The sequence below is a fragment of the Variovorax sp. KK3 genome, from assembly GCF_001984055.1.
In the GTDB taxonomy this organism is placed as follows: Bacteria; Pseudomonadota; Gammaproteobacteria; order Burkholderiales; family Burkholderiaceae_C; genus Variovorax.
Genome location: NZ_LYVO01000022.1, coordinates 50,331 through 76,163, shown reverse-complemented (window position 1 = coordinate 76,163; position 25,833 = coordinate 50,331). Strand labels below are relative to the sequence as shown.

The 25,833-nt window shown below is 65.9% G+C and carries 28 protein-coding genes; 12 read left to right on the top strand and 16 right to left on the bottom strand.

What is annotated here, in order from left to right:
• Positions 1 to 171: 171 nt before the first annotated feature.
• Entirely contained in the window at positions 172 to 1,542 is a 1,371-nt protein-coding gene (locus B0W80_RS13170) for a replication initiation protein (RefSeq protein ID WP_179106901.1), read from the bottom strand.
• Between the two features lie 643 nt (positions 1,543 to 2,185).
• Between B0W80_RS13170 and B0W80_RS13165 the strand changes: the two genes are divergently transcribed.
• Positions 2,186 to 3,382, top strand: coding sequence for a ParA family protein (locus B0W80_RS13165; RefSeq protein WP_256856564.1), 1,197 nt, complete (start codon positions 2,186 to 2,188; stop codon positions 3,380 to 3,382).
• A gap of 1 nt (position 3,383) precedes the next feature.
• Positions 3,384 to 4,445, top strand: a complete 1,062-nt coding sequence (locus tag B0W80_RS13160; protein WP_076999589.1) for a ParB/RepB/Spo0J family partition protein — start codon at positions 3,384 to 3,386, stop codon at positions 4,443 to 4,445.
• A gap of 888 nt (positions 4,446 to 5,333) precedes the next feature.
• Here B0W80_RS13160 and B0W80_RS13155 read toward each other — a convergent pair.
• On the bottom strand, positions 5,334 to 6,152 hold the full coding sequence (locus B0W80_RS13155) for a hypothetical protein (RefSeq protein WP_143684601.1): 819 nt from the start codon (positions 6,150 to 6,152) through the stop codon (positions 5,334 to 5,336).
• 379 nt (positions 6,153 to 6,531) lie between these two features.
• Here B0W80_RS13155 and B0W80_RS13150 point away from each other — a divergent pair, with 379 nt between their 5' ends.
• The 4 genes from B0W80_RS13150 to B0W80_RS13130 all read left to right on the top strand — a co-directional run bounded on the left by B0W80_RS13150 (position 6,532) and on the right by B0W80_RS13130 (position 10,626).
• Positions 6,532 to 6,831 carry a hypothetical protein gene (locus B0W80_RS13150; RefSeq protein ID WP_076999587.1) on the top strand — a complete coding sequence of 100 codons (300 nt, stop codon included), beginning with the start codon at positions 6,532 to 6,534 and terminating at the stop codon, positions 6,829 to 6,831.
• Positions 6,832 to 7,864: 1,033 nt separating this feature from the next.
• A complete protein-coding gene (gene dctP / locus B0W80_RS13135; protein WP_083745360.1) occupies positions 7,865 to 8,602 on the top strand; it encodes a TRAP transporter substrate-binding protein DctP in 738 nt (245 codons plus the stop codon).
• Positions 8,603 to 9,240: 638 nt separating this feature from the next.
• Entirely contained in the window at positions 9,241 to 9,396 is a 156-nt protein-coding gene (locus B0W80_RS35450) for a hypothetical protein (RefSeq protein WP_179106900.1), read from the top strand.
• A gap of 207 nt (positions 9,397 to 9,603) precedes the next feature.
• Positions 9,604 to 10,626: an SDR family oxidoreductase gene (locus B0W80_RS13130; RefSeq protein ID WP_083745359.1), complete on the top strand. Its 1,023-nt coding sequence runs from the start codon at positions 9,604 to 9,606 to the stop codon at positions 10,624 to 10,626.
• A 222-nt stretch (positions 10,627 to 10,848) separates the two neighbouring features.
• On the opposite strand, the gene B0W80_RS13125 is transcribed toward B0W80_RS13130, so the two are convergent.
• The 5 genes from B0W80_RS13125 to B0W80_RS13100 form a co-directional block, all read right to left on the bottom strand.
• Positions 10,849 to 11,748 (bottom strand): sensor histidine kinase KdpD, encoded by a 900-nt coding sequence (locus B0W80_RS13125; RefSeq protein WP_256856563.1) that lies wholly within the window; start codon positions 11,746 to 11,748, stop codon positions 10,849 to 10,851.
• 248 nt (positions 11,749 to 11,996) lie between these two features.
• Positions 11,997 to 12,800: an alpha/beta fold hydrolase gene (locus tag B0W80_RS13120; protein ID WP_076999582.1), complete on the bottom strand. Its 804-nt coding sequence runs from the start codon at positions 12,798 to 12,800 to the stop codon at positions 11,997 to 11,999.
• Between the two features lie 451 nt (positions 12,801 to 13,251).
• Positions 13,252 to 13,491, bottom strand: a complete 240-nt coding sequence (locus tag B0W80_RS13115) for a hypothetical protein (RefSeq protein WP_143684600.1) — start codon at positions 13,489 to 13,491, stop codon at positions 13,252 to 13,254.
• Positions 13,492 to 13,787: 296 nt separating this feature from the next.
• A complete protein-coding gene (locus B0W80_RS13110; RefSeq protein WP_076999580.1) occupies positions 13,788 to 14,186 on the bottom strand; it encodes a DUF3597 domain-containing protein in 399 nt (132 codons plus the stop codon).
• A 681-nt stretch (positions 14,187 to 14,867) separates the two neighbouring features.
• Entirely contained in the window at positions 14,868 to 15,092 is a 225-nt protein-coding gene (locus tag B0W80_RS13100; RefSeq protein WP_076999611.1) for a hypothetical protein, read from the bottom strand.
• A 43-nt stretch (positions 15,093 to 15,135) separates the two neighbouring features.
• On the opposite strand from B0W80_RS13100, the gene B0W80_RS13095 reads away from it, so the two are divergent.
• Positions 15,136 to 15,330, top strand: a complete 195-nt coding sequence (locus B0W80_RS13095; protein ID WP_076999578.1) for a hypothetical protein — start codon at positions 15,136 to 15,138, stop codon at positions 15,328 to 15,330.
• A gap of 738 nt (positions 15,331 to 16,068) precedes the next feature.
• Positions 16,069 to 16,335, top strand: a complete 267-nt coding sequence (locus tag B0W80_RS36200) for a hypothetical protein (RefSeq protein ID WP_076999577.1) — start codon at positions 16,069 to 16,071, stop codon at positions 16,333 to 16,335.
• Positions 16,336 to 16,549: 214 nt separating this feature from the next.
• On the opposite strand, the gene B0W80_RS13085 is transcribed toward B0W80_RS36200, so the two are convergent.
• Positions 16,550 to 16,744: a hypothetical protein gene (locus B0W80_RS13085; RefSeq protein WP_076999576.1), complete on the bottom strand. Its 195-nt coding sequence runs from the start codon at positions 16,742 to 16,744 to the stop codon at positions 16,550 to 16,552.
• A 5-nt stretch (positions 16,745 to 16,749) separates the two neighbouring features.
• Between B0W80_RS13085 and B0W80_RS35445 the strand changes: the two genes are divergently transcribed.
• Positions 16,750 to 17,190: a hypothetical protein gene (locus B0W80_RS35445; RefSeq protein WP_179106899.1), complete on the top strand. Its 441-nt coding sequence runs from the start codon at positions 16,750 to 16,752 to the stop codon at positions 17,188 to 17,190.
• An 857-nt stretch (positions 17,191 to 18,047) separates the two neighbouring features.
• Here the strand turns inward: B0W80_RS35445 and B0W80_RS13075 are convergent.
• Positions 18,048 to 18,278: a DUF3072 domain-containing protein gene (locus B0W80_RS13075; protein WP_076999575.1), complete on the bottom strand. Its 231-nt coding sequence runs from the start codon at positions 18,276 to 18,278 to the stop codon at positions 18,048 to 18,050.
• A 489-nt stretch (positions 18,279 to 18,767) separates the two neighbouring features.
• Between B0W80_RS13075 and B0W80_RS13070 the strand changes: the two genes are divergently transcribed.
• The gene (locus B0W80_RS13070; protein ID WP_076999574.1) at positions 18,768 to 18,947 is read left to right on the top strand and encodes a nuclear transport factor 2 family protein; all 180 of its coding nucleotides are present in this window, start codon (positions 18,768 to 18,770) and stop codon (positions 18,945 to 18,947) included.
• A 32-nt stretch (positions 18,948 to 18,979) separates the two neighbouring features.
• Entirely contained in the window at positions 18,980 to 19,348 is a 369-nt protein-coding gene (locus B0W80_RS13065) for a GFA family protein (protein ID WP_083745357.1), read from the top strand.
• A gap of 9 nt (positions 19,349 to 19,357) precedes the next feature.
• On the opposite strand, the gene B0W80_RS13060 is transcribed toward B0W80_RS13065, so the two are convergent.
• From B0W80_RS13060 to B0W80_RS13045, 4 genes are all read right to left on the bottom strand, one after another.
• A complete protein-coding gene (locus tag B0W80_RS13060; protein ID WP_076999572.1) occupies positions 19,358 to 19,756 on the bottom strand; it encodes a nuclear transport factor 2 family protein in 399 nt (132 codons plus the stop codon).
• A gap of 199 nt (positions 19,757 to 19,955) precedes the next feature.
• Positions 19,956 to 21,119 carry an epoxide hydrolase family protein gene (locus B0W80_RS13055; protein WP_218668899.1) on the bottom strand — a complete coding sequence of 388 codons (1,164 nt, stop codon included), beginning with the start codon at positions 21,117 to 21,119 and terminating at the stop codon, positions 19,956 to 19,958.
• Entirely contained in the window at positions 21,119 to 21,628 is a 510-nt protein-coding gene (locus B0W80_RS13050) for an SRPBCC domain-containing protein (protein ID WP_076999571.1), read from the bottom strand. The genes B0W80_RS13055 and B0W80_RS13050 overlap by 1 nt, the downstream gene beginning before the upstream one ends.
• Positions 21,625 to 22,110: a helix-turn-helix transcriptional regulator gene (locus B0W80_RS13045; RefSeq protein ID WP_076999570.1), complete on the bottom strand. Its 486-nt coding sequence runs from the start codon at positions 22,108 to 22,110 to the stop codon at positions 21,625 to 21,627. The genes B0W80_RS13050 and B0W80_RS13045 overlap by 4 nt, the downstream gene beginning before the upstream one ends.
• Positions 22,111 to 22,343: 233 nt before the next feature.
• On the opposite strand from B0W80_RS13045, the gene B0W80_RS13040 reads away from it, so the two are divergent.
• Positions 22,344 to 22,748, top strand: coding sequence for a hypothetical protein (locus tag B0W80_RS13040; protein ID WP_256856562.1), 405 nt, complete (start codon positions 22,344 to 22,346; stop codon positions 22,746 to 22,748).
• 244 nt (positions 22,749 to 22,992) lie between these two features.
• On the opposite strand, the gene B0W80_RS34895 is transcribed toward B0W80_RS13040, so the two are convergent.
• The 3 genes from B0W80_RS34895 to B0W80_RS13030 all read right to left on the bottom strand — a co-directional run bounded on the left by B0W80_RS34895 (position 22,993) and on the right by B0W80_RS13030 (position 25,222).
• Positions 22,993 to 23,331, bottom strand: a complete 339-nt coding sequence (locus tag B0W80_RS34895; protein WP_143684599.1) for a hypothetical protein — start codon at positions 23,329 to 23,331, stop codon at positions 22,993 to 22,995.
• A 43-nt stretch (positions 23,332 to 23,374) separates the two neighbouring features.
• Positions 23,375 to 24,208, bottom strand: coding sequence for an MOSC domain-containing protein (locus tag B0W80_RS13035; RefSeq protein ID WP_143684598.1), 834 nt, complete (start codon positions 24,206 to 24,208; stop codon positions 23,375 to 23,377).
• 216 nt (positions 24,209 to 24,424) lie between these two features.
• Positions 24,425 to 25,222: a glutathione S-transferase family protein gene (locus B0W80_RS13030; RefSeq protein WP_076999567.1), complete on the bottom strand. Its 798-nt coding sequence runs from the start codon at positions 25,220 to 25,222 to the stop codon at positions 24,425 to 24,427.
• Positions 25,223 to 25,833: the final 611 nt, after the last annotated feature.

The window sequence follows — 25,833 nt, the reverse complement described above, 5'->3', positions numbered from 1 at the left end:
AAAGTGAGCAGTCACACCTTTGGTCATCGAAGGAAGACGCGAGCTCGGCCTGGGATGAAACCAGGTTTCATGGAGGCCGCGACAGGAAGGCGCAGGCGACAACGCGGCCGGGATTCAGGGCGCGGCCGCCCCGGATTCTTCGAAGGCCGATGATCCCCGCCCGGCAACCGCTCACGCCGCCTGCGGCACCGATGACGCGTCGGGCTCGACTTTCCACTCGGGGCCATAGGTGGCATCGGCGTAGGCATAGACGACGGCCGAGCCGAGCATGCCGTGGAGCACGTCGCCCTGCGACGCGCGTCGATTGATCACGGCGTTGAGGGCTCCCTTGCGAGCGAGGTCCTGCAGCGCCTGGTCGACCCAGGGCTGGAGCTGCGACGGTGGCAGCGCGGCAAGTTCCTGCTTGATGACCCGGATCTGCTCGCGCAGGTAGCTGGCCTCGTCCTTGACCACGGCGGCAACGGCGCCCAGGGTCGGCGCCGGCGCGGGCACGACGTCGGGCGCCACGGCTGCGGAATTGCCGCTGGGAGCGCTCTCCTGTGGCGGCTCGTTGCGCAGCAGCGAGCGAAGGTAGGAGAACGCGTTGTCGATGGTCCGCAGGCTCTTATTCGCCGCGCGCCGTTCAAGGACCTCGATCTGGGCGCGCACGCGCTCATCGCCGAATTCCTTGATCAGTCCTTCGAGCTTGATCTCGCGGATGCCCAGGGTCTCGGCGCGCAGCACGAGCGTGGCGTCGACGGGTTCGCCAGCGACGGGGCGGGCGGCCGCCGCCTGGCGTTTCTTGCGCACGGCGAACTGGACCTCGGTGATCACCCTGCCCTGCTTGTGCTCGATGAGGTCCACGTCGAGATCGGTCTCGGCATTGATCTCGACGATCGCGTCCTTGACGCGCTCGTTCTTGAACTTGCGCCATTCGCGGCGCTCGGCCCCCGGTCCGTTGCTGAGGGCGTCGACCCACCAGGCGACAGGTTTGCGGCTCGTGACGCCGCCGGGGTTTTCGCGGTAGCGCGCGCAGATCTCGTAGAGCGCGACGGCGGTGTAAGACCCGAGCTTGGCGAGCACGTCGAGGTCGATGCGCGCCCAGCGCTGCGGTTCACGCAGCGCGGCCATGATGGTGGGCGGATAGGACCAGCTGACCCAGTTTTCGCCGCGGCGCTGCTCGAGCGCGACCTCCGACAGCATCGAGAAGCCGCGCCACTTGACGCCATCCCCGGGCGCGGTCGACTCCCAGTCGACTTCGAGGCTGCGCATCTCGATCAGGTACTTCTTGGCGGCCGTGCGCTCGCTGCCGCTGGAGCCCGTGGTCCGGAGGATCGCGGCAAGGGGCGCCTCGAACATGAAGTCGGCGGGCGGCATGGCCGGCAGGGCCACGAGGCGCGTCTGGGCGACCTGCAGCAGCGCGCTGTAGATGCGGCGGCCCGTGAGCGTGACGCGCGCCGAGCGCGGCATCATGACGATCATCTCGTGCGGCTTGCGCAGTTCGAGCACCTCGTCGCTGCTGTACGACGGGCTGGGCTTGTCGGGAAGGACGTCGGCGCTCATGCTGCTCATCTGGGCGGGATCATACGTCCAACGGCGTTTGGACACAACCACGCCGGCGCGATGGACCGCGCCGGGTGAAGGACCGCGATTAGAATCTGGACACTTCGTGACGACGGCTGCGTTGAGCGCGATGAGAAGCTGGACACATGGCCATCACAGCGGCCCTGGGCCGCGGCCCGCCACGCGATCAAAGCCTGGACAATTGCTGCCGCGTGGGCCGAAAGCGGAGCCGGGAACGACTTTTTTGCCCGATGGAAACCCGGACAAATGCATCGAGGCGCTGCAAGCACGGGGAAACACCGCTGCGGGCAAGTTATCCACAAGGGCCGATGCGCTGCTGGACAGATGGTGATGGAAGTCGGGACGCAAGCGATCAGACCATGGACGCATGCGATTAGAAGCTGGACGCAACGGCACGCGCAGTGCTTCTAACTTGTTGATTTGATTGAAGAAAATCTAACTTGGCGCCCACCTTAATCTCTTGAATCTATTGAAGCTATTCTTTAATCTCGGGAGGAGAGGGTCTGAAAGCCTCCAGAAGTCCAAAGTCAGGCACTGCATCCTGTCGTGAATCGATCTTTCTGCGATTTTGAATCGGTGATGGGCATAATCGCATGACACCATCACTTTCAAGGCAGATTCTGTGGACATCAAGCAGACCATACGACGGCAGAACCTGGAGGACATCGAGAACCAGGCGCAGCGGATTGCTGGAATGATGGACCGGATCCGCTCGGCCATGTTGGCCCCGACCGCGGTCAAAACGGCGCCGACGTTGAAGGCGGTGCAACTCGCGGAATTGTGCGGTGTGGACAAGTCGAAGATCGCCTATCGGCTGACGCGGGGCGACCTGCCGGCCGGCGAGATCCATGGCAACAGCCGCGAATGGACGATGGCGCAAGCCCAGGCGTGGGCACGGGAACTGCGGGCCGAGCACCTGCGCCCCCCAAGTGCCGCGGGTATCACGATCACGGTCGCTAATTTCAAGGGGGGCGTGGCCAAGACGACCTCGGCCGTGACCTTGGCGCAGGGTCTGTCGATGCGCGGCCACAAAGTGCTGCTGGTCGACCTCGATCCGCAGGGCTCGGCGACCACACTGTTCGGGGTGTTGCCGGACGCCGAGGTCGAGACCGAGCACACGGCGATGCTGCTGTTCGGGGGCGAGCAGGACAACCTGAAGTATGCGATCCGGCCGACCTATTGGCCGTCGATCGACCTGGTTTGTGCGGCCCCCCTGCTCTACGGTGCCGAGTTCCAGTTGCCGGCGCGGCAGGCGCGCGACCCGGGCTTCGAATTCTGGCGCGTGCTGGACCGTGGGTTGGATCTACCGCGTGAGGACTACGACGTGATCGTGATCGACACGCCACCCTCGCTGAGTTACGTGACGATCAATGCGTTGATGGCGGCGGACGGCGTCATCATGCCGCTGCCGCCGTCGGCGCTGGACTTTGCGAGTTCGGCGCAGTTCTGGGATCTGTTCTCGGACCTGTGCAATCAACTCGTGCGTCGGCGTGGCAAGGACAAGAGCTTCGAGTTCATCGACGTGCTGTTGTCGCGGGTCGAGGCCTCGGACACGGCTAGTTCGGTCGTGCGCCAGTGGGTGCTCGAGGGTTACGGCGACAAGGTGTTGCCGATCGAGATCCCGAAGACCGCCGTGGCTGCAACCGCCAGCGCCGAGTTCGGGACGGTCTACGACCTGCCGCGCGGCTCGGTCAATTCAAAGACCTTCTCGCGTGCGCGCGTCGCTTACGACCGCATGTGCGAACTCGTCGAGCAGCAGATCGAGGCGGTCTGGGCGCGCCAGGTCGCCGAGCGGCAGCTTCTGGAAACGGCGGTTTGACATGGGCTTGAAAGACAAGGCATCGAAGATCAACTTTGCGTCGATCATGCCGGCGGTCGCGTCGGTACCCGAGGCTGCGCGTCCGAAGACGGCGCCTGGTGCGATGATGGCGTTCGCGAACGACCAGCGCTCGGACCTGCTGCGCGAGAACGAGGATCTGCGTGCACGCGCCGCGCAGGTGGACGAGCTCGAGGGGCGGCTCAATGAGGTCAGCGCGGAGCTTCGCAGCTGGGACGGCGCACTGCCGGCGCGCCCGATCGACACGGCCGAGATCGCGCGCAGCGAGTATGCGAACCGGCACGAGTCGGCGTTCTTGGGCAAGGCCTTCGAGGAATTCAAGCGCGAGATCCAGGAAGCCGGTCGCAATTCGCAGCCGATCAAGGTGCGCGCGATCGCGAAGCCGGGCGAGGGGGCGAAGTACGAGCTGGTGTTCGGCCATCGACGCTACGAGGCATGCCGGCAGCTCGGCATCAAGGTCTGGGCGGTGGTCGAGAATCTCGACGACCGGGCCCTGGTCGAGGAGATGGACCGTGAGAACCGCGGGCGCGCCGACCCGTCGCCGTGGGAGCAGGGCATGACGTACATGCGTGCGCTGGAGCGTGGCGTCTACCCATCGAACCGCCAGATGGCGGCCGCGCTCGGGGTCGATATCAGCAATCTGGGAAAGGCGTTGAGCCTGGCACGGCTGCCAGCGTCGGTGGTCGAGGCGTTTCCGACGCCGCAGTCGATTCAGCTGGCGTGGGCGACGGAGCTGGGTCGCGCCTTCCAGGAGGACGAGGCGGGGCTGGTGGCTCGGTCATTGGCACTTGGGCCGGAGCGTGGTCGGCTGTCTGCAAAGGCGGTGTTTGCGCGGCTCGTGTCGGCGGCAACCTCCCTGCCGGCGGCAGCCGCGGGTCCGACCCAGGCAAGCCATGCGCTGAAGATCGGTGATCGAAAGGTCGGCTCGGTGCGATTTGACGCGCTGGGTCGGCCGGCGGTGAGGTTGTCGGTGGCGCTGCAACAGCCGCAGCGCGATGCTCTGTTGAAGGCCATGCAGGGGTTTGTGGACGCACTGCCACGTTGAGTTTTAACCCGGTCGGGCTCGATTCGAAGGAGGGGGTAGTTTCAAACTACCCCCTCTTTTTTTTTCTTCCCGATTGGCGTCATGGCCGGTCTCCTGGCTGACGGTTCTCGTCGGTGGCAAAGCGTGATTCGGCCAGAGGCAGTTTCAAACCACCCCCGCGCGTGGGTGGTTGGTCTGCGGCTTTCCGTCCGGAGTGCAACAAGGGCAGGTCGGGCCACAGTTGGCCGGGACCCGATATCGGCGATAACTGCACCAGACGCAAGGGGCGGTTTGAATCCACCCCTGCGTAAGAGACAACCGCCTCCCCGCACTGACTGTCCCATATCCATCGCCTGGTCGTTGCCTCTTGCGCAGTCGAGGCCCCTCATCGACATAGGCCGTACCGGTGTTCCTCACCGTTCATGACACGGGGAGAGTTGGTTGGTGTTGTTTAGAACCGCCCCCGGAGCCGGACGAGGCCGCACGGTTCGGCGTCTGTTCGGAGCGCACCGCGCGCTTGATGGCACAAATCGCAGGGCAGGCGCGCGAATAGACAAAGGGGGTAGTTTCAAACCACCCCCTTGATCGTGCAGTCGTCAAGCAGCAGCAATGCAGAGCAACCAGTGAACGCCGCTCGTCGAGATCCAGCCGATGTCCGCCTGGGTTGAGCCCCGACGCGAGCTGTTCGACATCATGAACCCATGCGGGAAAAAACCAGTGGCTCGGCCGCCTGGAAGACTTGGGGGCGTGACACGGCGGATTTGCGGGAGCGGGGATCACGCCGCCAAGTTCAAAGGGGGAGTTTTCGAGCGACCCCTGGCCAAAGCCAGCGGGCCCGGCGCCCGGTGCAACGAGCACCGTGCCGAAACGATGCGCGGGTAGGTGCGGCGCGGTGGGGGTAGTTTGAAACTACCCCCGCGGCCTGTCGAGCGTTTGCTGCCCGTGGCTCGGCGATGGCGCTGCTCGCTCGAGCTCGATCCGGCGCAGCGCGTCGAGGATTTCGCTGAGCGTCGACTTCATCAACCCCATGTCGCGATCTCGACGGGCCTCGACCAGGGGATCGACACCTCTGGCGCTGGAAGTGCCGGCAGCCAGCGACTCCTTGGCCAGCACGACGGCTTCGTCGAGCCGGGTGATCAGGTTGTTGCGCAGCGCCGAGAACTGGGCCACCTCGCGCTTGAGGCCACCCATTTCGTGGGCCAGGGCTTCGAGCTGCCGCTCGATGGCCTGCAGGCCCGGGCCAGGACCCGGTACGGAGGGCGCGCTGTCGGCTATGCTGGGCGTGCCCAAAGGCGTGCTGACCTTAACTGACTTCGCGTGGTCCAGGGCCGAGCGCAGGTGATCCGCAGTTCGTGCGACCACGAGTTCGACCACGGCATGCGAATCTGAATCGGCCAGGAAGGGCCAGATTTCGTGGACCAGCGCGATCGCCTCGTGCGTCCGAAGGGTCAGGCCGGGGCGGCCCGCCCGCCGTGGGCGCTGGAGCAGCGCATGGGCGGCAGTGGGCGGATGAGACGCTGATCGCTGATGGTCCTCTTCCGTCGCGATGCACGGTCTGAACACGCCGGCCGCGCTCCATTTTTTGAGGGAGGACTCGGTCGGCGCACGCACGCCGTAGACGAGCGTAAGAATACGGGATAGCTCTGCCAGCGTGCAATATGGAGGCCAGCCGCTGGGCGGAGGAGGAGGGGACCGCGTCGCCGCGAACGCGTCGGGATCGATGGTCATGGGATCAGCCACTAATATAGTTACTCAATAACCGAATTCTGCTGCACAGCTCGAGATCGCGTCAAGAAACGTCCGTAAACAGTTGATTTTCGTGAAACATACATGGAGAAACAACTCAAAATCGTCGCTAAGCTGTTGATTTAAAACAATAAAAGTCGACTGAAAAAAATTGCGTGGAACATCGTGATGTGGCTCCGACGGAGGTGCCGGCCGTTCGCCTCGCCGTACGTGCGTGATCAAGGGTCTCTCCTGAGCCGGGCGATCGTGGAGTTCCAAACGCGTTGAGCGTAGTGGAGCGGGATACGCAATCAGATGCCGCCTCGGAGTGCTCAGGGCAACTTGTCAATGACCGGGCCCGTTCATTGCGTTCTGGCGCCGCATGCTGACGATCGATCAGAAGCTCCGGTTGCTGCGCCGCGCTGGCGTCGTCGTTCCTGCACCGCCGCCCGTGGACGGTGCGTGGTCGCCCGCTGGCGACCAGCAGAATGTCTGCCAGACGGTCGCGTGGGAACAGCAGGTTGATGGCCTGTTCACGCAGCACGCCGTCGAGCGCGCCGTCCGGGCCCTCGAACAGGCCAGGGTCTCGGTTCAATTCGGTGCGCAAGCCGCGTGTGCGACCGCCGGCGGTGCGCCGCCGGGTGATGTCGTCCCTGCGTCGCCGCTGCTGCAACTGCAATGACGCCGACCCGCTCGCGGCGGCGCGGCCAGCTGGCGCTTGGCGCCGTCACCGTGCCCGAAGACCGGGCGGACCTGACGCGCGCTGGTCTCGGGGGAGGGCGCCGCCTCGATGTGAGCGCGCTTCTGCAGCACATCACCGCATTCGTGCCCATACCCATGGGTGGCAGGGGTCCACCGCGGCCAGCGGATCGCACTCGAACACGGCTATGGAGAAGCGAGCGCTCTCGCTGGCCGGGCGGAAGCGGGCGGAATGCAGAATTGCTGATTGCCGCAGAGCCGCTTCCTGTAAAAGATCCGGTCATCGCCGCCTTGCGCGCGGCGGTCGCACTCGACGTACCCGATCCTCGGGTCGAGCATCTCGTTCTCGGTCATCTTCGAATTCGTGCAGAGGTGGAACGAGGGGACGTCTCTCCGGCAGACCTCGGCCTCCGCGAACTCGAGCAACGCCCGGCCTGCGCCGGTCCCTCGGACTCGTACGAGCCCGGCAGCGTGGTGGTGTGCATGAGGAGGGTCCGGTCGAAGCAAAGCGCTGCCAAGCGCGCCGGGCTGGCGCGCTCGGCTACAAGGTGGAAGGAGGGGAGGGCGGCGCATCAGGCGCCGAGGGCGTCGAGGCGCTCTCGGTCCGGCGACGGCAGGTTCGCGAGCCACTCGCCTTCCTGGCCCGGTTCGGGCAGCACGTAGCCGTCCTCGACCATGGGGGCCGGCGGCAGTTCGACGAGGTAGACCCAGACCTGGTGGCGCGCGACGTCGCCGTGCTCGACGAGGACATCGCGCAGACGAGCACGAGACGGTTCGTCATCCCGGCGGGCCGGCCGCCGCGCACGTGGCCGCAGAGGTAGACCTGTTGGCCTTGCGTGGTCGCGCCACCGAGGAACCCGTCGCCTGGCGGGATCTCCTGGAACACGACTTGCGCGAAGAACGTGTTGGCGCCGGTGACTGGCTGTGCGTGCGCGTGACCTCCCGCGCGATGGCAGGTTGTCGCTCGGGCGAGAGGGTTTCGGCAGCGGTGAAGTCGATGTAGGTGAACGCGGCGAATCGATGTCGCAGACTTCTACTGCGGGAGCCTGGGCGGGGTCGATCCGATCTTCGAGCTGGGGTCGCTGCCGTTCCTGGCCCGGACAACGCAGGCGTCGTGGCAACTGGTTTCCGAGGCCCGGCACGCGTACGAGGCGGCTTTCGACGGCCTGGGTGTCCGCCTGCTCTACGTGTCGCCCTGGCCGCCGACGGGCCTCTGGACGACGGTCCCGGTACGGACCTTGACGGACCTGGGCGGCCTTCGCATCCGCTGCTATGACCGGATGTCGGCAGAGGTCTTCGGCGCTGCGGGCGCCCAGGCTGTGTCCTTGCCCTTCGGCCAGGCGCTCTGCGAAGCGCGGCAAGGGCAGTTGCAAGGCGTGCTGTCGTCGGGAGATGCGGAGGCGGGGCGGCGCCTGTGCGGCTGCATGGCATTTTTCTACGACCTGCGCTATGCGGCGCCGATCTCGTTTGTCGTGGTGAACAGGCAGGCGTATCTACAGCTCTCCGATGCGGGCCAGCGGTTCGTCGACCAGGCCGCGCGGCGTACCGAGGCCGAGTTGTGGGCCAACATCGGCGAGCGTATCGAACGCAACCGAGGCCGCACGCTGGCGGCCGGTGTGGCGTGGAGCGGGACGATGGCCGGTTGCGTGGAGGAGGCCTTGCGCCAGGAGGCCGCAACGCTCATCAAGCGCTGGGCGGGCCGCAGTGGCGGAGTTGCGAGCCAGATCCATCGCCGCGACGTTGCGGGGTCCTGACCGCCCGGCCGGGGCGGATGATCCTGCCCTGCAGCCGGCAAGCAGGGGTCGGCAGTTCCGCGCGAAGTCCTCTCGCACGCGACGGTCAGCGCCGATCGTGCTGCGATCCTCGTGATCCTGGCATGCTGTGTTCCGCCTGCGTCGGCCTGCCGACCGATGGTTGCTTGCTGACCGCGGCAACGCTCCCAGGCTGACCGGCGGGACGCGCTGTTGGATGCGTCGCCCTCGATAACCGGCGGCCTTGTTGCGCAGCGTCGCCGCGAGCCGCGTTGAAACCCTGGCGCCGCGGGTCTGCAGGCTGCAGGCCGCTGGCATGGGGACGCATCTGTGCGAAAGTGGCGCTCCCCACCAATCACCGATCCCGGCGAGCCGGTGCGGCCCGTGGGCTTCCGGTACATAGCAGGGCTTGTTGCGCTGGGCATCCTCTTTTAGGGATTGCGCCGCGCCGGTCCACCGTGTGCCAGGTGTTGACGGTCGGTCGCGAGCTGCGAGGGACGGCGTTGCGGTGGTGTCGCCGTAGCGGCATCGCGAGGCCTCCAAGCGCGCTTGGCGCGGCACGCCGGTGCGTCGCCGACCGCTTGTGTTCCTACACCGCCGCGTCGTAAGACGGGCTACGCTGACAGCATAGGAGGCCATCCATGCCCACACCTCAGATTCCTTCCGAAGATGATCCTGCGCAGCTTCCGGTCGAGCCGGATTTTCCGGCCGGCAGTGATCCGCACCAGCCGCTCTCGGATGAGGGCAAGCCCGGTGCAGACGAGAACGCTGCGGGCTTTGTGAAGGAGAAGCGCTAGCGTCAACCAGCTCGCCGGGCTCGGAGTCCGGCAGCCAGTCGCATCGAGCCTGCGTGCCGGCCCGTCCATCGCTGGCTTGGCGAAAGATTAAGTGAGATCTCGGTGTCGGCGCCGCTGCTGCGCTGAAGGTACGCGCAGGGGCCCCTGGTTCCGAAACCTGGCTGATCCGACGAGCGCCTACACGGGCTGGGCACTCACGTGCCTACGATGACCGATCTCTGTTCGACTCGGGACCATCACGTGGCTACCAGCAACTCGACGTCTTCTCGCTCGCCGCTCGGGCGCAAGCACCAGGCCATTCAACGCGAGCAGCGCAGAAAGGACGCGAGTGCGCCACCGCCACGCAAGTCCACGCGTGCCGTTCAGGCCGGCGCACGGCGCCAGCCTGCGCGTCAGGCACCGGAGCAACTCAAGAAGCCGGGTCACGAGGCGGACCTCAGGCTGAAGCCGCGGTTCACGGCGCCGGACTACGAAGGCAGCCGCAAGCTCGCGGGCATGGCCGCGATCGTGACGGGCGGCGATTCGGGGATCGGGCGTGCCGTGGCGGTCCTGTTCGCGCGTGAAGGCGCGGATGTCGCGATCGTCTACCTCGATGAGCATGTCGATGCGCGTGCCACCCAGGCTGCGGTGGAGGCCGAGGGCCGGCGCTGCCTGCTGATCCCGGGGGACATGCGGCGGTCCGTGTTCTGCCAACGCGCGGTCGCGAAAACCGTGAAGACGTTTGGAAGGCTCGACGTGCTGGTCAACAACGCGGCGTTCCAGATGCATGCCGAAGCGCTCGAGGACATCGACGACGAGCGGCTCGACCTGACATTGCAGACCAACATCGGCGGTTACATGCGGATGGCGCGCGCTGCGCTGCCTCACCTTCCGCCTGGCGGGTCGATCATCAACACGGGCTCGCGCACGGGCCTGCAGGGAAGCCGCAACCTGATCGACTACTCGGCGACCAAGGGCGCGATTCACGCGTTCACGAAAGCGCTGGCATTGAACGTGATCGACCGTGGCATCCGCGTGAACGCTGTCGCACCCGGACCGGTATGGACGCCGTTGAATCCGGCCGACAAGATGCCGGCGGACGTCAGGAAATTCGGCAAGGAAACCGACTTCAAGCGCGTCGCGCAGCCCGAGGAGTTGTCCCCGGCGTTCGTCTTTCTGGCGGCCCCGTCCTGTGCGGGCTACATTACGGGCATCGTGCTGCCCGTCACGGGCAGCGTCACTGCCATCTGAGCGCGCGGTTGCGCCCGCGAGCGGCTGCGAGGGTCGCGTTCCGAACGCCTGCGTTGCGCAGCCAACGATCGCAAGGGGCATCGATCGCTTCGTTCGCGATGAAGCACGCGGATCGCGTCGACCGGGACGTGCCGGGACCGGCAGCTTGCTGCGGGGTCCCACCGCCCGGCAGTCGCACCTGCATGCTCGCTTGCGTTCCCTCGATCGTGGGCAGCCGCTGAATCAAACGCGTCTGGATGCGGGATCAAGCGGAAAGTTCGCGGTGAACGCGGTGCCGGCGGCTTCGGTCGAGCGGACGATCACGTGGCCGCCGTGTGCCTCGATGATCTGCCGAACGATGTAGAGCCCCAGCCCGACGCTGCGTGCTGCGCCGCTCGCGTCGCCGCGCACCATCGGCTCGAACAGGTGCTCGACCGTGGCGACCGGAATCGGTGGTCCGAAGTTGTGGACTTCGACCTGCGCACCGCGATCATCGCTGACGAGCGACGACACGGTGATCGCGCGTGCCGGATCTCCGTAGCTCACGGCATTCGACACGAGGTTGCCCAGCATCTGAGCAAGTCGATCCGGGTCGGCCCAGCAAGCTTGCGCACCGTCCTGTAGGTGATCTATCCGGCGGTCAGGGTAGGCAACGCGAAGCTCCTCGAGCGCCTCGGCGACATGCGTGTGCAGGTCGATCGGCCTGGGCGACACCTTGAGGCCTTTGCCGACACGTGCGGCCGTGAAGTCGAGCAGGTCCGCGATCAGTCGGTGTGCCCGTTCGGTGGACTGCGAGATGCGACCCAGGATACGGATCTGGTTGGAGTTGAGCGCGCCGCGTGACAGCGCCAGCAGTCCCAGGTGGATCGCTGACAACGGGTTGCGCAGGTCGTGACTCACTATGCCGACCATCTGCTCGGCGAAGAGCGCACGGTCCTTGGCCTGTTCCTCCAGTCGCGTGGCCTCGTGCACGAGCAGCCGCAGTTCCTCGCGCGACATCACGAGTTCGCGCTCGTAGACGTCGCGGTCGCGCCCGATGGACAATGCCAGGTCGTGCACGATGGCGCCGCTGCGCTCGCGCCGCACGGCGTTGAGGATCATGGGCAGGACGGTTCCATCGCGATGCTTGACCTCGAGCTTCACCTCGGAAACCGAACCCTGCAACTGCATCAGCGGCGCCCAGTGCGTCTGGTGGAACATGCGTCCCCCCATGGTCAGCAAGTCCTGGATTCGCTTGCGACGGACCAGCTCGGGCTTGTCGAGTCCGACCCAGGTACAGAAGGTCTGGTTGGCTGCGAGGATGAGTCCCTTGGCATCGGTCCTGAGCAGCCCGCACGCCGCATCGTCGGGTGGCGCCGGCTCCTCTGCTGGGACCTCCGCGTCGGGCCCGCTCAAAGGCCGCGCCTCGCGAGAAAGGCGTCGATCGCGTCGGCGCTCGCGCCGGGCGCGCTCAGGTGCGGGCAATGGCCCACGTTCTCGATGATGACGAGTTCCGCATCGGGCAGCGTCCGGGCCATGTACTGGCCCACCGCGACGGGGGCGATGATGTCGTCGTCACATTGGAGGATCAGTGTGGGCGTGGTGAGCCGGGGCAGATCGGCGCGGTGGTCGGAGAGAAAGGTCGCGCGTGCGAAGCGTGCCGCGATGTCGGGGTCCGTGCGGCAGAAGCTGTTGACGAGTTCCGCGCCGAGTTCGGGCTGTCCGGGCGCGCCCATGATCGCAGGCGCCATGTTGCTGGACCAGCCGAGGTAGTTGCCTTCGAGCGTTCTGAGAAGCGAGTCGACGTCCGCGCGAGAGAAACCGCCGACATAGCCGTCGTCGTCGACGTAGCACGGCGAGGGGCCGATCATGATGTGCGCGGCAAGAAGGCCTGGCGAGGCCAATTCGGCCAGCATGCCGATCATTGCGCTGACCGAGTGCCCGACGAAGAGGGAGCGGCCCTGACCGAATTCCCGGACGATCTGGACGACATCGTCCGCGTAGCCGGCGAGGCTGGCATACCTGTTCTTGTCGTAGGCTGTGACGTCCGACCCGCCCGCGCCGACATGGTCGAAGCAGACTGTCCGATAGCGCGTGGCATAGACGGGTTCGAGCAGCCGCCACATGTTCTGATCGCAGCCGAAGCCATGGGCGAAGAACAGGGTGTCAGTGCCGTTGCCTCCGACGCGGACGTGGTTGCGTTGTCGAACGCTCATGGACTCTCCGTGGACTGCTGCAGCGCGCAGCCCTCGCGATTGTGGCACGGGGGTGGCCGCACCTTCGGCGGCGGCCGACAACGCGAGTGGGGGGCGTCGATGAGGCCGGTGCCGGTACCGTGGCCTCGCGCATCAAGGAAGTGTGTGGCGGCTGACGCTTCGACTCGAAGTGCTATGGCGGACGCGTGCAGCCGAGCAGCCAGCGAAGGCAGGGCCGTCGTCGTTCAAGGCCCCTTATTGAGCGCCCAGCAGAAGCCGTCGCGGAGCCCGAATTGCTCGGCCCTGAAGCCAACGCGAAAGAGGGCGTCGAATGTCGCCCGGAGGGAATGGACCTGGCGAAGAAACGGGCGGGGCACCGACATCGGTCAGGCCTTGAACAACTGGCCCCGTGTGAACCCCAATAGGCCGAGCGGGCGCGCACCGCAGCACCGCATTCCGCGGCCGCGCCGATTCAGGGGTCGTGGCGCCGTCGTTCGGGTGCCTCGCGTTGCAGCATCCTCGTGCGCAGCGCTGCCGTGCACCACCAAAGCAGGGCCGCATTGACGACCAGTCCGACGCAGACGACGGCCCCCGCTTGGTTGGCAAAGCCGTGGCCGAAGTCCAGCAGCAGCAGCGCCAGGGACCACGGGAGGGCGCACAGGATTGCCATAGCCAGCAGCACGTTCTGCTCGGTCGGTCGCAGTGCTGTCACGGCCAGCGCAAGGGCCAGCGTCGAGCACGCGCCCGGGAACCACCAGATGTGACGGTATCGAGCGGGGAGTCGAGGGGCTGGCATCTTGGAATTGTGCCCGGCGACCTTCGGCGCCTGAAGGGAAATCTCGCACGGCGGAGCTGTGTTTCGGATGCCGTCGCTTTGGGGCAACGCGCGTGCCGCGGGCGGGCATGACCAGGATCACCGCGCGTCCAATGCACTCGCGGAGTTCGTTCGATCCTGGGGCACCTGTCGGGCGCGACAAATGGTCGCGTCGCAGGCGCGCGCGGGAACCATCAATCCTTGAGGTCAGCTGGCACCTTTCCGCCGTTGGCCGCTACTTTGTTCATGACCTGGCGATGAAGCCAGACATTCATGGACGCCGAATCGTTCGGATCGCCGCTGTAGTGGAGTTCCTTCGCGAGCTCCTTGCGGGAAGCCAGCGAACTGTCGAGCGCCAGCAACTTCATGAGGTCCACGATCGACGTTTTCCAGTTCAGCTTTTCGCCGGCGTTCTTCGCCTTGTCGTCGAGAAGCTTTTCGACATCCACCTCGCTCATGGCAACCGGTGCCGGCTGTGCGGGCGTCGCGCTTGTTCCTGCGCCAGCGGGGGCAGTCCCCGCCGGCGCCGCAGGCGCGGGGGCCGCATGCGAGGAGGGGAAGATCTTGCCGAGGATGTTGCTGAGGATGCCCATGATGTTCTCCGAGTGGTGAGGCCTGGACGCTGCGCCGTGGTGCGCTAGACCCGTGTCGGACCCTTCGTCAGATCAAGGTAGGTCCTTGGCCCCATCGAGCGCACCGCAGTCGGTGATTCGTCGACGACTTGGCGGTCGCGAGCGCACAACGTCGATGCGGGTGGGGCCGCGGCCAGGCTCCGAGACATGAGGATGAACAACAGAGTGGTGGCCATCGGCGTCCTGGCGCTCACTGCGAGCGCGGCGCAAGGCGCGACCATCTACCTGTGCAAGGCCTACAACGGTTCGACGTTTTGAGCGCAGGCGCATTGCAACCAGTACAACGCGCTGATCGAGCGCATCGAACACGTCGCCGAAGTGCCATGGGAGCAGCAGGTCCGGCAGGCAGAACAGGCAAAAGCGATGCGTGCTCGGCCAGTGCAAGCCGGCGGTGATATGGATCGGGAGACGCGGTGCGCGCAACTCGTCGCCGAACGCAACAGGATCGAGAGCCGGTACACCAATTGGCAATGGCAACCGCCCGAGGTGATCAATCCTGACCAGCAACGGATGCGGGGGCTGCGCGCGGAATTGTCGACCAACCGCTGCGCGACGCAGTAGATCTTTGAGTGTCCCGCGCTTGCCCAGGGCGCTGAAGGCTGGTGATCCGCAGCCGTGGGGTCGCGTCGCGATGTCGAATCGTCAGGACGGTGCCGGCGATCGCACGACTTCGACAGGACCGATGCCGTTGTAGACGATCTGGCCGGTCTTCCGGCACCTGACGGTCCATCGATCCTCGCCAGGCGTGACCTCGTAGTCGCCTGGCAAGAGAGGCAGTTCGCGCTCTTCGCGGACGTCGGCGCCGAGCCAGGAGGGCATGCGCATGAGCGTCGGGGCGTCGTTCGAGAGAAGGTCTTGCTGGCGCATGGATGCCATGATACTGTATGTTTGTACAGCTTGTGGAAACGCCATGGCCGACGCCATTTCACCTGACATCTGGATCGCCGCCTGCGCGCACGCCCTGCAGCTCCGGTGGCGCACTGTGAATCCTCGGGAACTTGAGGAGATGGCCACCGAACTTTGGCGCGACGCGCGCTTGCGCGCGTTGCCGCCGCGTGCTGCAGCCGAGGCGTGGCTCGGGCCCGTGATGGAACTGCCGTCCTGATCGCGACTGTGCGGGCGGGTGCAACAGGTGTTCTGGCCGAAGGCCGCGCAGATCGAACGTAGGGCCACCGGTGTGCGTAGTCAGTCGCCGTGGCAGCTCGAGCGCCAACTTCGAGCGGCAGGTTTCTTGGTTCGTGGCCGGCGCGACGCGGCAGCGTGCGGGAAACTCGTGGTGGTTCGAGGTGTTCTGGGTCTTTCGATCCGCCCAGGAGCCGACGCCGAAGTGCCTGACCAACGCTGCGCGCGGCGAGGAGTCGTCGGAGAAGGGCCAGCCGCAGAATCCTTGCAGGCGCGGCGAGCGTTGCATCGTCCCAGCGCCGAGCGTCGACAAAACCCGCTGGAGTGCGTGAAAGCAGCCCTGTTCTCGCTGCAAGTGGTGGCGCTTCCGGCGTGCCGATGGACAGGCCTCGGGGCTGCTGGCTTCGAGATCTTCGTGTTGGGGCGCTTGGCGCCCGTGCAAAGCGGGCCGCGTCGCGTAGTCTCACGAGGAAGACACATCCCCTGCAGCGCATGCGCGCCGCGGGCCCGTCAGAAGATGAACAGCAAACACGCGAAGGCGCCGGGCGCAGCCCAGGTCGCCGGACGCCATTGGCCACCGTGAAGCGGTGTGAGGTCGCGCAGGTATTTGTCGTTGGGCAACGCACCGAACACGGTGCGTGGCCGATACTGCCCCACGGGCGCTCCACGCCAGCCGACGCTGCATGGATGGCGCCATCTCGAGAAACAGAGTCGGAGCCGTATGACGAAAGCATTGAACCAACCCGACGAGGCGACGCTCGCGCTTTGTCACTCGTGCACCGCGATCCAGCGCCATTGGCGCCGCGCACCTGGGCATGCCGAGCTCGTCCAAGGCGCCAGCCGAAAAGCAGAGCGTAGCGACGGCGAAAGCGGCAGTCACACCGTGACCATCACAGGCTACCGTTGCGACGCCTGCGGTGCACGTTGGGAGTATGAAAACGACAAGGCAAATCAACGTGCGGGTTGGTCGTTGGTGGGCCAATCGTAGGTTCGACGCTCGAATGTGTGCTGGGTTGCTGGGCGATGCCAAGGTTTCGCCACGTTGAAAGCAGGTTCCCTCGTGACCCCGTTGTCTTGAGATCGATCACGAGCATCGCTCCGTCGAGACCCCACGGGCGTACGCGCGCTGCGCGGTCGGTACCGCGCGGTACCTGCGCTGTCGACGATCTCTGTTGGCGTGTTGGGCGTGCAGGCGGGGGCAACTACCGCCCTTGATTGAGCCGGGTCAGCCCCAGTTCGGTCAGCGCACAAATACCGTGTCGGTCCTCGACGGCGAGGCCGTTGGACAGAAGCCGGCGCGGCACCTTGATGTCCTCAGCGGATCGCCGCATCGCCATGGCCTTGCGCAGGGCCTCGAGCGTTCTCCACTGCTCCTCGTTGAGCTTGATCTTCTTCATCACCGTTGCATCACAAAGCGCGTGCCTCGATCGAGAGCATCACGCCTGTCCTGTTCGAACGCGTCGTTGTTGTGCTTGGAATTTTCGCATGCGCAAAACATACGCAGACGTTTCAAAAGTCGTGCAGACCTGCACCAACAGACCGCGCCGGCATGGCGCGCGGGACTCGAGCGGCAGGAAATCGACGGCTAGGCCCACGTCAGCAGATTCTTGTCGATCTGCACGCCATGGTGGACGCGCATCGCTTCGACGAATTGCAACCAGGCTGTTTGGTCAGCAGGACCGTGCGTGCACAGGAGGCACTGAGACGTGCCTGCCAATTGATCTGCCGCAGTGGTGTGCACATCGACTCCAAAGCGCTTGCTGAAGCGCCCGATGCACGATCCGTCACCGGCGTTGACCCACACGGTGCGGCGATCCGACGCAACCTGGATGTCGTGTTATGAGGCGACGTCGCCCATCACACCGATTCTTGCAGAGCGAGTCGCGCAATCGGCCAGTCGAAGCCGCGTTGCGCATGTGACCGGGCCTTTCGCTCGTTGCGGCGATGTGAGTCAGTCCGCGCGCGTGGCTTGCCATTTCCGTGCGCTGGCGGAGAAGCAGCGGAATGGACCACGCGATCTCGTCGCAACGGCGCCGTTTCGGCGGGGCCGAGCCACGGACCGCGGCGCGCCAAGGCGGCCTCCACCGTGACAGTACTGTCGCCTCGACGGCATTGAACCGCTCATGGGCGCGGCGATGCGGTGGCCACCTGAACTCATCGATCGGTTGGAGATCGATGGTGCTGGAAGCGCAGCGCATGGCAGCAGTCCGAAAGCGCGCAAGAGATGGCGCGAGATGCAGCAGGCAACACGGCAGTCGGCGCGCCAGTCGCGACGATCATGCCGGGCTTGACTGGTCCGGCCCGATGCGGAGCAGTTTTGGCCGCCGGCGCATTCGACGGCCTGTTCGTACCGACGACGGTCCGCTATTGCTGATGGACTGCATGTCCAGGCGACTTCGCGCTTCAAGCAATGCCGTCGAATCGGGATTTCCGAAGTACACGTGGCTCTTGCAGAGCGGCTTTATCGCACGCGGTCGATTGCGCGGGGCCAACCCGCTCGAGTGCGAAGTGATCGGCTTGGGTCAACGCCAACTGAAGGCCTGCACGCGGCTTCGATGGACGGCGTGTGCCCTCTCGGCGAGGCCGATGCGGCCCCGCACGCCAGGTTTCGTGGCGACATGGCCGGACTCGCATCGCGCGCGGAAGGGTCGCCGGCGATCCTGCTCGGGCCATCGACGAGAAGGGCCTGGCGTCTCAGGATCAAGTGGCCGGGTGCTCGCCTCGGCCGGTGACCGCCTGCAGTTCGTCGATGCGTTTAGACGCCTGGGCCTTGGTGAGGTTCGCATCGAACGGCTCCTTGGCCTCTTCGGACAGCGTCTTGAGGTAGGAAAGCTGGGCACCGGTCATCGGCTCGTCGCCCGTGACCCAGCTCTTTGGGTCCTTCTCCATATTGCTTTCCTGTGCGTGCTGCTGCGTGGCTTTGTCGGTCATGGGATGCTCCTAAAGGCTACCACTGTATTTACATACAGCTCGTCGTTTGTCAGCCGTTGTCGCAGCGTCACGCCAGCGCTCGCTGATGCGTCCGCTGTGCGGTCTGATCAGCGGCGACCTACCTTGAAACTGGATTGCCGCTGAGCCACGGGGGCGGGTCGTCCAGGAAGATGGTGTGACACGTTCAACCAGGAGCCAGGACGCGCTCATTGAAGGAACGAACTTCCAAGATGCAAGATCAGGCTTCCAGCGCGCAGAGGCTCGACGCGTCGCGGGGCTTTCAGCGCTTCCTCGAGCAGCGGGAGACAGCATCATCGGACGACGTTGATGGCAGGCCGGAAGCCGTGTGCGCGCTGTCCACGGAACATGACCCGGCGACCTTGTTCCCACCGAACGGGCAAATGGTTTGCGGGGCAGCGGAGGTGAACGAGGCCGACATCAAAGGGGGCGACGTCGTTCGGCAGGTGCAGCACGGGTCGGTTCGAGGGGATGCAATCCGACGCCAGCGCAACGCTGGCATTCTGGGCCGGTCTGCAGCATGCCGCGGTGGTCATGGAGGGCCAGGATCAGCTTGTCGAGATGACGCTGCGGCTCACCGAGATTTTCAGACTGGAAGGCGACGGATGGAAACTCGTTCATCGCCACGCAGACATCCCTCGGGGAAAGTGATGCGTGAACGAGGCGAAGCATAAGGAGGCATCATGCTCAACGGACGCTACCACTGTGGCCGCAACGTGATCGAGATCGACGGCGAACTGCCGGAGACGTTGACCCGTTGCACGTGTTCTTTCTGCTCGAAGCGGGGACTGCTTCATGCCTATTTCGAGCCGCACCAACTTGCAGTCATCGAGGCGACCAGTGATGCGGTCTATCGTTGGAACTCGAAGCAGGTGGCCCATCATTTCTGCAGCGCCTGCGGCTGCAGCCTCTACTCCGACAGTCCGGCGTTCGCGCGCGACGGCAGTTGGGACGGCCAGACGCGTCGCATCGGGGTGAACGCGCGGATCCTGGAGGGCATCGAGGCGGCAGACTTGCCGGTGGAGGTGCTCGACGGCAAGCACCTTTGGTGACGCGGCCGCTCAGGCGTGCCCGGCGCCGTCGTTTGCGCGATGCTCTCCCAGTGGCACGGCGTGGGGCAGATTCCAGCCGAAATACACCTCGGTCTCGAGGATGCGACCGTCCTGCACGCGATGCATCTCGCAGTTGCGAAAGGCCTGGCCTGCGCGGGTGCGCCCCTCGTAGATCACGACAGCCCGATCCTCGATGTCCGCGGCGTGCACGATGTCGAAGCGGACCATCATCCCTGCGTTGGGCCAGCAGATGTCGAAGTAGCTCTTCCGGTCGAGCTGGTTGTCGAGCGGGCTCGTGAAACGGTAGTCGGGATGCAGCAGTCGTTCGATCGCTTCGCGATCCTTGTCCTGGTAGGCCTGAAGCGCCGCGCGCACGGCGGCCGTGGGCGTCGAGTGGGTGGAAGTCATCGAAGGTTCTCCTGTGCTCGATGGATGGCCGCTCAGCGGCGCCAGCCGCGAAAGCAGCGCCGCAAGTCCTCGACGAAGAGTTGCGGCACTTCCAATTGCGCGAAGTGACCGCCGCGCTTCAGCTCGTTCCATTAGAAAAGCCGCGGGTACACCGCGCCGGCCCAACTGCGTGCCGGTGGCAGGTCGTCGGGAAACACGCTCACGCCCACCGGCAGCGGCACGCGGCCGGGGTTGTTGCGCCTGCCTTGGCTTGCTCCTGGTAGAGCCGCGCCGACGAGGCACCTGTGGCGCTGAGCCAATAGAGCGTGATCTCGTCGAGCATGCGATCGAGCGGGATGCGCTGCTCGGGCTTGCCCGTGCGCCCGCTGCCGCTGTCGTAGATGTCGTAGATCCAAGCCGCCAGCGCGACGGGTGAATCGAGCAGCGCATAGCCGATCGTCTGCGGCCGCGTGGCCTGCACCTGCAAGTACGCCGAGCCGGTTTCGCGAAAGGCTTTCCATGCCGCCACGGCCTTGGTCTGATCGGGCGTGAGCCGCGACTTTGGCGGGATGCGATCGGGGATGGTCTGCGCGAAATTGAGATGGATGGCCGCGAGCCCCGTCGCCTGCTGCTGCGCCATGGCGGTGGTGACGAAGGCGCCCCAGTCGCCGCCCTGCGCGACGTAGCGTCCGTAGCCGAGTCGCGCCATGAGCACCGCCCAGGCCCGGGCGGTGCGAGCCGCGTTCCAGCCCGCGGCCCCGGGCCGGTCCGAAAAGCCGAAGCCCGGCAGCGACGGGATCACGACATCGAAAGCATCGGCCGCGTCGCCGCCGTGGGCCACGGGGTCGGTGAGCGGACCGATCACGTCCTGGAACAGCAGGAAGGTGCTGGGCCACCCATGCGTGAGCATGATGGGCAAGGCGTTCGGATGGCGCGAGCGCACGTGCATGAAGTGGACGCCAAGGCCATCGATGCGTGTCTTGAACTGCGGCCAGGCCGCCATCGCGGCCTCGCAACGGCGCCAGTCATAGCCACCGGATGATGCATCGCCCTGCCAGTGGCGCACGAGCGCCTGCATGCTGGCGAGCGGGACGCCCTGCGCCCAACCTGGCAGCGTCTCTGCCTCCGGCCAGCGGGTCTGTGCGAGGCGGCGCTTCAGGTCGGCCAGTTCGTCGTCGCCCGCGCGATGGTTGAACGGCACGAGCGCGGCATCGTCGTCGCGCAGTACCAGTGCGGGTGCCGCGACGCCCGACGGCGCCTGCGCCTGCGCGTGCGTACGGTCGCCGAGCGTGGCGAGCAACGCCGAGGCACCCAACAACAGGCGGCGCCGGGTGCATGCCGCATCGGGCCGGGCCGGAGGTGGCATCAGTGGCATCAGTGGCATCAGGCACCCTTCGATGCACCGTGCCGTGCGCGCAGAAACTGCTCGAGCCGCTCCATGACCTCGCCCCAACCGGCCTTGCGGTCGCTCGGCGTCTCGCGGCCAGCGAGGAACGCCGATTGGTCGGTGAGCTTCACGCGCGTACCGCGACCATTCGGCCACAGTTCCACGGTGCACAGCGTCGACGAGATGCGCGCCTCGTCTGCATGCATGGTTCCGGCGCTCACGATGCGGCGCGCGTCCACGATGTCGAGGAACCAGCCTTCCTCGCGCAGCACGGGCCCCTGTGCAGCGCCGAAACTCGATCGCAGCTGGCCGCCAACCCGGAAATCCTGCTCGAAGCCCAGGCGCTGGAATTGGTCTTTGCCGGGAAAATGCCATTTGGCGCGCTGTTTGGCATCGGCCCAGGCCGCGAACACGAGCGCCGGCGCGGCATCGAAGCGGCGCTCGAAGACCTGCGTGGCATGAACGACGGCGCCGTCGTCGTCGGATGCAGTGGATGAGGCGTTCATGGCTTCTTTCCTTTCGTCGTTCTCTTCGTGACGACACGGTCTGCGCGGGCAGGAGCGCGACGGGCTACCGGCGCTTTGCGAGCAGGTGATGCAGGCGAGGGTCGTGGGCGGCTGTCGCCGATCTGTGCCTGGTGATAGAGATGCCGCCCGAGCGCGTCCAGCCGGTCGTTCCACATGCGCCGTCGCTCGTCGATCCAGGCTGCGGCCGGGTCCAGCGGCTGCTCGACCAGCGCGCATATCCTGCTGCGGCCTTGCTTTGTGCAGGCGATCAGTCCGGCGTCCTCGAGCATGCGGACATGCTTCATGAAGGCCGCGAGGGTCATGGCATGGGGCGCGGCGAGCGTTGTGAGCGACTGCGCACCGGCGCCCAGCGCATCGAGGGTTTCGCGACGCACACGGTGCGACAGTGCCCCGAAAACGGCGTCGAGCGCGACCTGTGCAGGCACATGGGGTCGAGAGGAGCGCTTGACGGCGGGCGGCATCGAGAACGAATTTATTTTACTCAAAGGTAAAGTATAGGCCGCTGATTGTGCGCGTCAACGCTCGAGCGCCAGAGACTGTCCTACGGAGGGTCGGGGGGTTGGCCGCGGGCAGGTGCCCGTAGATTGGGGAAATCTGTTCCAACGATTGTTGCGAGAACGCCTCAATGAAGCTTTCCGGATTGCTGTCCTCTGTCTTGATCGGTGCGGTCGCAAGCGCGAGGTCTATGACACCCATGGCCGCCATCGCGGTGGCTCGATTGGCTGGCCGCCGGACGCCGGGCGAACTTGTCCTCCTCGACCGATCCCCGTTGAAGTACGGGGCGTTGGCCATGGGCGTGGGCGAACTGCTGGGCGACAAGATGAAGAGTGCACCGGACCGGACCGTGTTTCTGGGCTTGCTGGCGCGTGTGATGAGCGCCGGCATCGCTGGCGCCGCGCTGGCCCCTCGCGGTCGCGAGGATGCCGGCGCCGCGGCGGCGATTGCGGTCGCCGTGCCCATGGCGTATGCCACGTTGAGTGGCCGCAAGCGCGCCATGGCAACGATGGGTCAGACGCGCAGTGGCCTGATCGAGGACGTCCTGATCGTCGCTGCCGGGGCCGCGATCGTGGCGCTCGCCGTGAACCAGGGGCGCTCTTGATGCAGGAAGCGTTGCTGCACCCCGACCCTGTCGAGGGCTTCAACGTTCAATCCTGAGGCCACGTTGAGGAGCAGGCGATGGCGCACTCGGGGAGGGCCGCCGCGCACCCTCTCCGGTATCGACGAGTCCATCGATCGCTGGTGTGCGCCGAACACCGACTCGCCGCCGCATTGCTTGCGAAAGAATCTGGTCACGGTTGGAGCCACGGCGCCGAGTCTTGTTCGAGCATCCTGCTCGCTTGTCTCTATGCCTCAGCTCGTTCCATCCTGCGATTTGAGCCAGTCTTCAGGCGTGGGTTGCCATTTCCGCTCGTCTGCCGAGAGGCGCTGAATACGGTCCACGCGATCTCACGTGACATCGTCGGTCTCGCTGGCACGCCGACGGCCTGCAGGTAGCTGCGGATCGCAACGCCGGGCTTTCGCCCCTGCGCCTCGGCGATCTCGTATTCCTGCGGATCAGGCCAAGAACCGCGGCCCGCCAGCGCGGCCTCGACCTTGACCAGTAGCGCCGCCGCGAGGGCAATGAACCGTTCATGGGCGTGGTCACAGGCGAGTTGAAGGACATGAACATGTTCCGGCGGCATGCAAGAAGCATTCGCATTCCCTCGCACCTCTGACGTAGGATTTTTACTGATCAGAGGCATCGTCACCGGGGCCGGGTGCGCACGGCCGCAGACACCGCGCTTGGTGATCAAACCTGTCGCTGCCTTGACTCGTCACTGGTTCGCTGATGTCGAAGAGGCCGGCGCCGGACCACCGTGGAACTCCCTTCATGCTGGCTTCGCTTCGCACCCTGCTGACTACCGACGCAGGCAGACGCGACAAGACCCGAGGAAACGCCCTGCAGTACGCCGTGGGAACGCCTGCCATCTGCCCGAGTTGACGATGGCTGATGAACAACCCCTCGGGAACCGCCTGCGCGACATGGCGCACCCGGTCCTGCCAATCTGCGCTGAGCGCTGGCGCGTTGGCCTGGCGGGCGGCGATGGCGTCGTCTTGATGCATGACGCCCCCGCGCACGACCCGAGCCAGCATGCCGCGGTTCTCGCCGATGGTCTTGACTGTTCCCGGGCATCGACGCTCGAGCAGGCCGCAAGGTTCGCAAGGGAATGTCAGCCACAGAACCATGTCATCGCCGACGCGCAGCAGGTCGCCCGGATCGAGTCGCCCGACCGATAGATCGACGAGCAGGTTCTCGCGCAGCGACATCGGGGGCAGGGCCCACTCTCGATAGGCGGCAACGCTGGCCAGCAGCAGCTGCCGCGGCGACTGAAAAGACGCGTGACGGTCGTCCGCGAGACCGAATTCGGCCACGGCTCGCGCAGAAGGCACCGGTCGTGGCGTCGAATCGTTTGCAGACCTGACGTAGATGCCGACCAGCGCGCCCAAGGGCTGCCAGGCACTTCTCCCTGAAAAGCCCGTCGAGGTCGCGACGGTCGCGGGTTGTTCTTTGAGACTCATGGATGGCACGCGCTGTGGTCGCGGTGGGCGCTCGATCCCTTCGCTTTCATGCATTGTGGCCCGAGCGCGAACGACAGCCTGGGAAACCTGGTCTTCGGGGACCACGTGATCGCCGTGCGCGCCTGCGCCTTGTTTGGAGTGGGGCAGCCAGTGAGCCCCATCTCGTCATTGGACGGCCCAAGGTCGGGGTATGTCCCAAGCCGACGCTCAAGCAACTCACGGCGTCATCTGCTGCGCCGACGCGCGGCAGCCACGCGACCGCCTGCTCGTCGTTGCGCACGAGGTCGCGAAGCGAAGGACGCCGAAGACGCGAAACGAGCCCTGGGCGACGCCGGCCGACCCCTTGGCAAACATGGCGTGCGTGCATGTCGCGTGTGGCGCACGCCACGCGGTTGGGGTCGACAGGGTTCGGAATGCCACGGGGCCGGCGCGGTCGATGTGGCGTTCTCGGCGGTCCCGGGCTCGGCCATGCGTCGGTTCGGTTCCTCGAACGTCGCGGAGCACGCCCGCCATCATGACGTCCGCGACCGTGAATTCGTCCGTGGCGATCCACGGGCTGCGGTCCAGTTGCCGCTCTACGTCGGCTAGAAATCGCTGCGCGATCTTGCGTGTTTCTGCGTCGAGGTGTGCGGCCGCATGGTCAGGGTCGAACATCTGTATGAGGTCCAGGGCCATGAGCGGTGTTGCGACCGTGGACACCGCCGCAAAGCACCATTGGCCCAGGCGCGTGCGAGTGTGGAGGTCGCCGGGCGCCAACTTGCCCGCCTTCTCGGCCAGATACAAAACAATCTGGGCGGACTCGGCGACGATGAACCCGTTGTCGTCGATCAGAGGGGCCTGATGGAACGGGCTGATCCGGCTGTAGGCTTCGCCGCTGAGCTCGCCGGCCGTGTGGTCCAGGGCGTGGACCTGGTACTCGAGGCCGAGTTCTTCCAGCGCCCATTGCACACGTAGGTCTTTCGTGTGTCCGCGACCCTCTGCAAAGATCCGCCCAAACCCATACAGCGTGATCATGTCGCTGACTCCTTTGACTGACAGTGCGGGGAACGACACGTGTGCCGCGTCAAGACGTCGACCAGGCGACATCGTAGTTCCCATCGTAGCCTGCCAGTGCCTTGCTGCAGCACGTGCGGGGCTTCGCGCGCTCCACGCGTGGATTGCGTGAAAACGCGGCCGATGCGGCGCGGCGCTGAGCGGCGAAGTGACCCGTCGCCGGGCGGGAAACCCTGCATAGTCCAGCCCGGGCTTTGCTGGCCATGACGGCATGGCCGCGTCCGAGAAGGCGTTGGCAACCGGTAGCGCGCAGCCCGATCGGTGGCAGCGCGCAGGTCGCGCTCGGGACGCAGCACGCCGCGCGCGAGGGGTCCTGCCAGGACGTCTGCGCGCCTGGCCGTGCGACCGCTCACCGAGTGGGCAGCGGCTGACACGCTCACCTGCGGCGTCGGTTCCATCTCGCTGCCCCGTGCTGATGGCTGTGCAAGGGCAACGGGGCGGAGCGGACCATTGGACCGTGCAATCGTGCAACGCCCTGCCAGACGAGCCGCTCGCGCCCGAGCCGTCAACGACGATGTTCGCCTGTCGACGATCGGTTGACATCGCTGGCGGTTGGGCGCACGCTGATCTGC

Excerpts from the sequence above, each read along its gene's own strand:
- B0W80_RS13055 (WP_218668899.1), bottom strand. The coding sequence starts at position 21,119 with ATGCCACTGATGCCACTGATGCCACCTCCGGCCCGGCCCGATGCGGCA.
- B0W80_RS13030 (WP_076999567.1), bottom strand. The coding sequence starts at position 25,222 with ATGATCACGCTGTATGGGTTTGGGCGGATCTTTGCAGAGGGTCGCGGA.
- B0W80_RS13035 (WP_143684598.1), bottom strand. The coding sequence starts at position 24,208 with ATGAGTCTCAAAGAACAACCCGCGACCGTCGCGACCTCGACGGGCTTT.
- B0W80_RS13040 (WP_256856562.1), top strand. The coding sequence starts at position 22,344 with ATGGCCGCCATCGCGGTGGCTCGATTGGCTGGCCGCCGGACGCCGGGC.
- B0W80_RS13045 (WP_076999570.1), bottom strand. The coding sequence starts at position 22,110 with ATGCCGCCCGCCGTCAAGCGCTCCTCTCGACCCCATGTGCCTGCACAG.
- B0W80_RS13160 (WP_076999589.1), top strand. The coding sequence starts at position 3,384 with ATGGGCTTGAAAGACAAGGCATCGAAGATCAACTTTGCGTCGATCATG.
- B0W80_RS36200 (WP_076999577.1), top strand. The coding sequence starts at position 16,069 with ATGACGAAAGCATTGAACCAACCCGACGAGGCGACGCTCGCGCTTTGT.
- B0W80_RS13130 (WP_083745359.1), top strand. The coding sequence starts at position 9,604 with ATGACCGATCTCTGTTCGACTCGGGACCATCACGTGGCTACCAGCAAC.
- B0W80_RS34895 (WP_143684599.1), bottom strand. The coding sequence starts at position 23,331 with ATGCCGCCGGAACATGTTCATGTCCTTCAACTCGCCTGTGACCACGCC.
- B0W80_RS13075 (WP_076999575.1), bottom strand. The coding sequence starts at position 18,278 with ATGACCGACAAAGCCACGCAGCAGCACGCACAGGAAAGCAATATGGAG.
- B0W80_RS13155 (WP_143684601.1), bottom strand. The coding sequence starts at position 6,152 with ATGACCATCGATCCCGACGCGTTCGCGGCGACGCGGTCCCCTCCTCCT.
- B0W80_RS13170 (WP_179106901.1), bottom strand. The coding sequence starts at position 1,542 with ATGAGCGCCGACGTCCTTCCCGACAAGCCCAGCCCGTCGTACAGCAGC.
- B0W80_RS13120 (WP_076999582.1), bottom strand. The coding sequence starts at position 12,800 with ATGAGCGTTCGACAACGCAACCACGTCCGCGTCGGAGGCAACGGCACT.
- B0W80_RS13150 (WP_076999587.1), top strand. The coding sequence starts at position 6,532 with ATGCTGACGATCGATCAGAAGCTCCGGTTGCTGCGCCGCGCTGGCGTC.
- B0W80_RS35450 (WP_179106900.1), top strand. The coding sequence starts at position 9,241 with ATGCCCACACCTCAGATTCCTTCCGAAGATGATCCTGCGCAGCTTCCG.
- B0W80_RS13110 (WP_076999580.1), bottom strand. The coding sequence starts at position 14,186 with ATGGGCATCCTCAGCAACATCCTCGGCAAGATCTTCCCCTCCTCGCAT.
- B0W80_RS13065 (WP_083745357.1), top strand. The coding sequence starts at position 18,980 with ATGCTCAACGGACGCTACCACTGTGGCCGCAACGTGATCGAGATCGAC.
- B0W80_RS13070 (WP_076999574.1), top strand. The coding sequence starts at position 18,768 with ATGCAATCCGACGCCAGCGCAACGCTGGCATTCTGGGCCGGTCTGCAG.
- B0W80_RS13050 (WP_076999571.1), bottom strand. The coding sequence starts at position 21,628 with ATGAACGCCTCATCCACTGCATCCGACGACGACGGCGCCGTCGTTCAT.
- B0W80_RS13085 (WP_076999576.1), bottom strand. The coding sequence starts at position 16,744 with ATGAAGAAGATCAAGCTCAACGAGGAGCAGTGGAGAACGCTCGAGGCC.
- B0W80_RS13060 (WP_076999572.1), bottom strand. The coding sequence starts at position 19,756 with ATGACTTCCACCCACTCGACGCCCACGGCCGCCGTGCGCGCGGCGCTT.
- B0W80_RS13095 (WP_076999578.1), top strand. The coding sequence starts at position 15,136 with ATGGCCGACGCCATTTCACCTGACATCTGGATCGCCGCCTGCGCGCAC.
- B0W80_RS13100 (WP_076999611.1), bottom strand. The coding sequence starts at position 15,092 with ATGCGCCAGCAAGACCTTCTCTCGAACGACGCCCCGACGCTCATGCGC.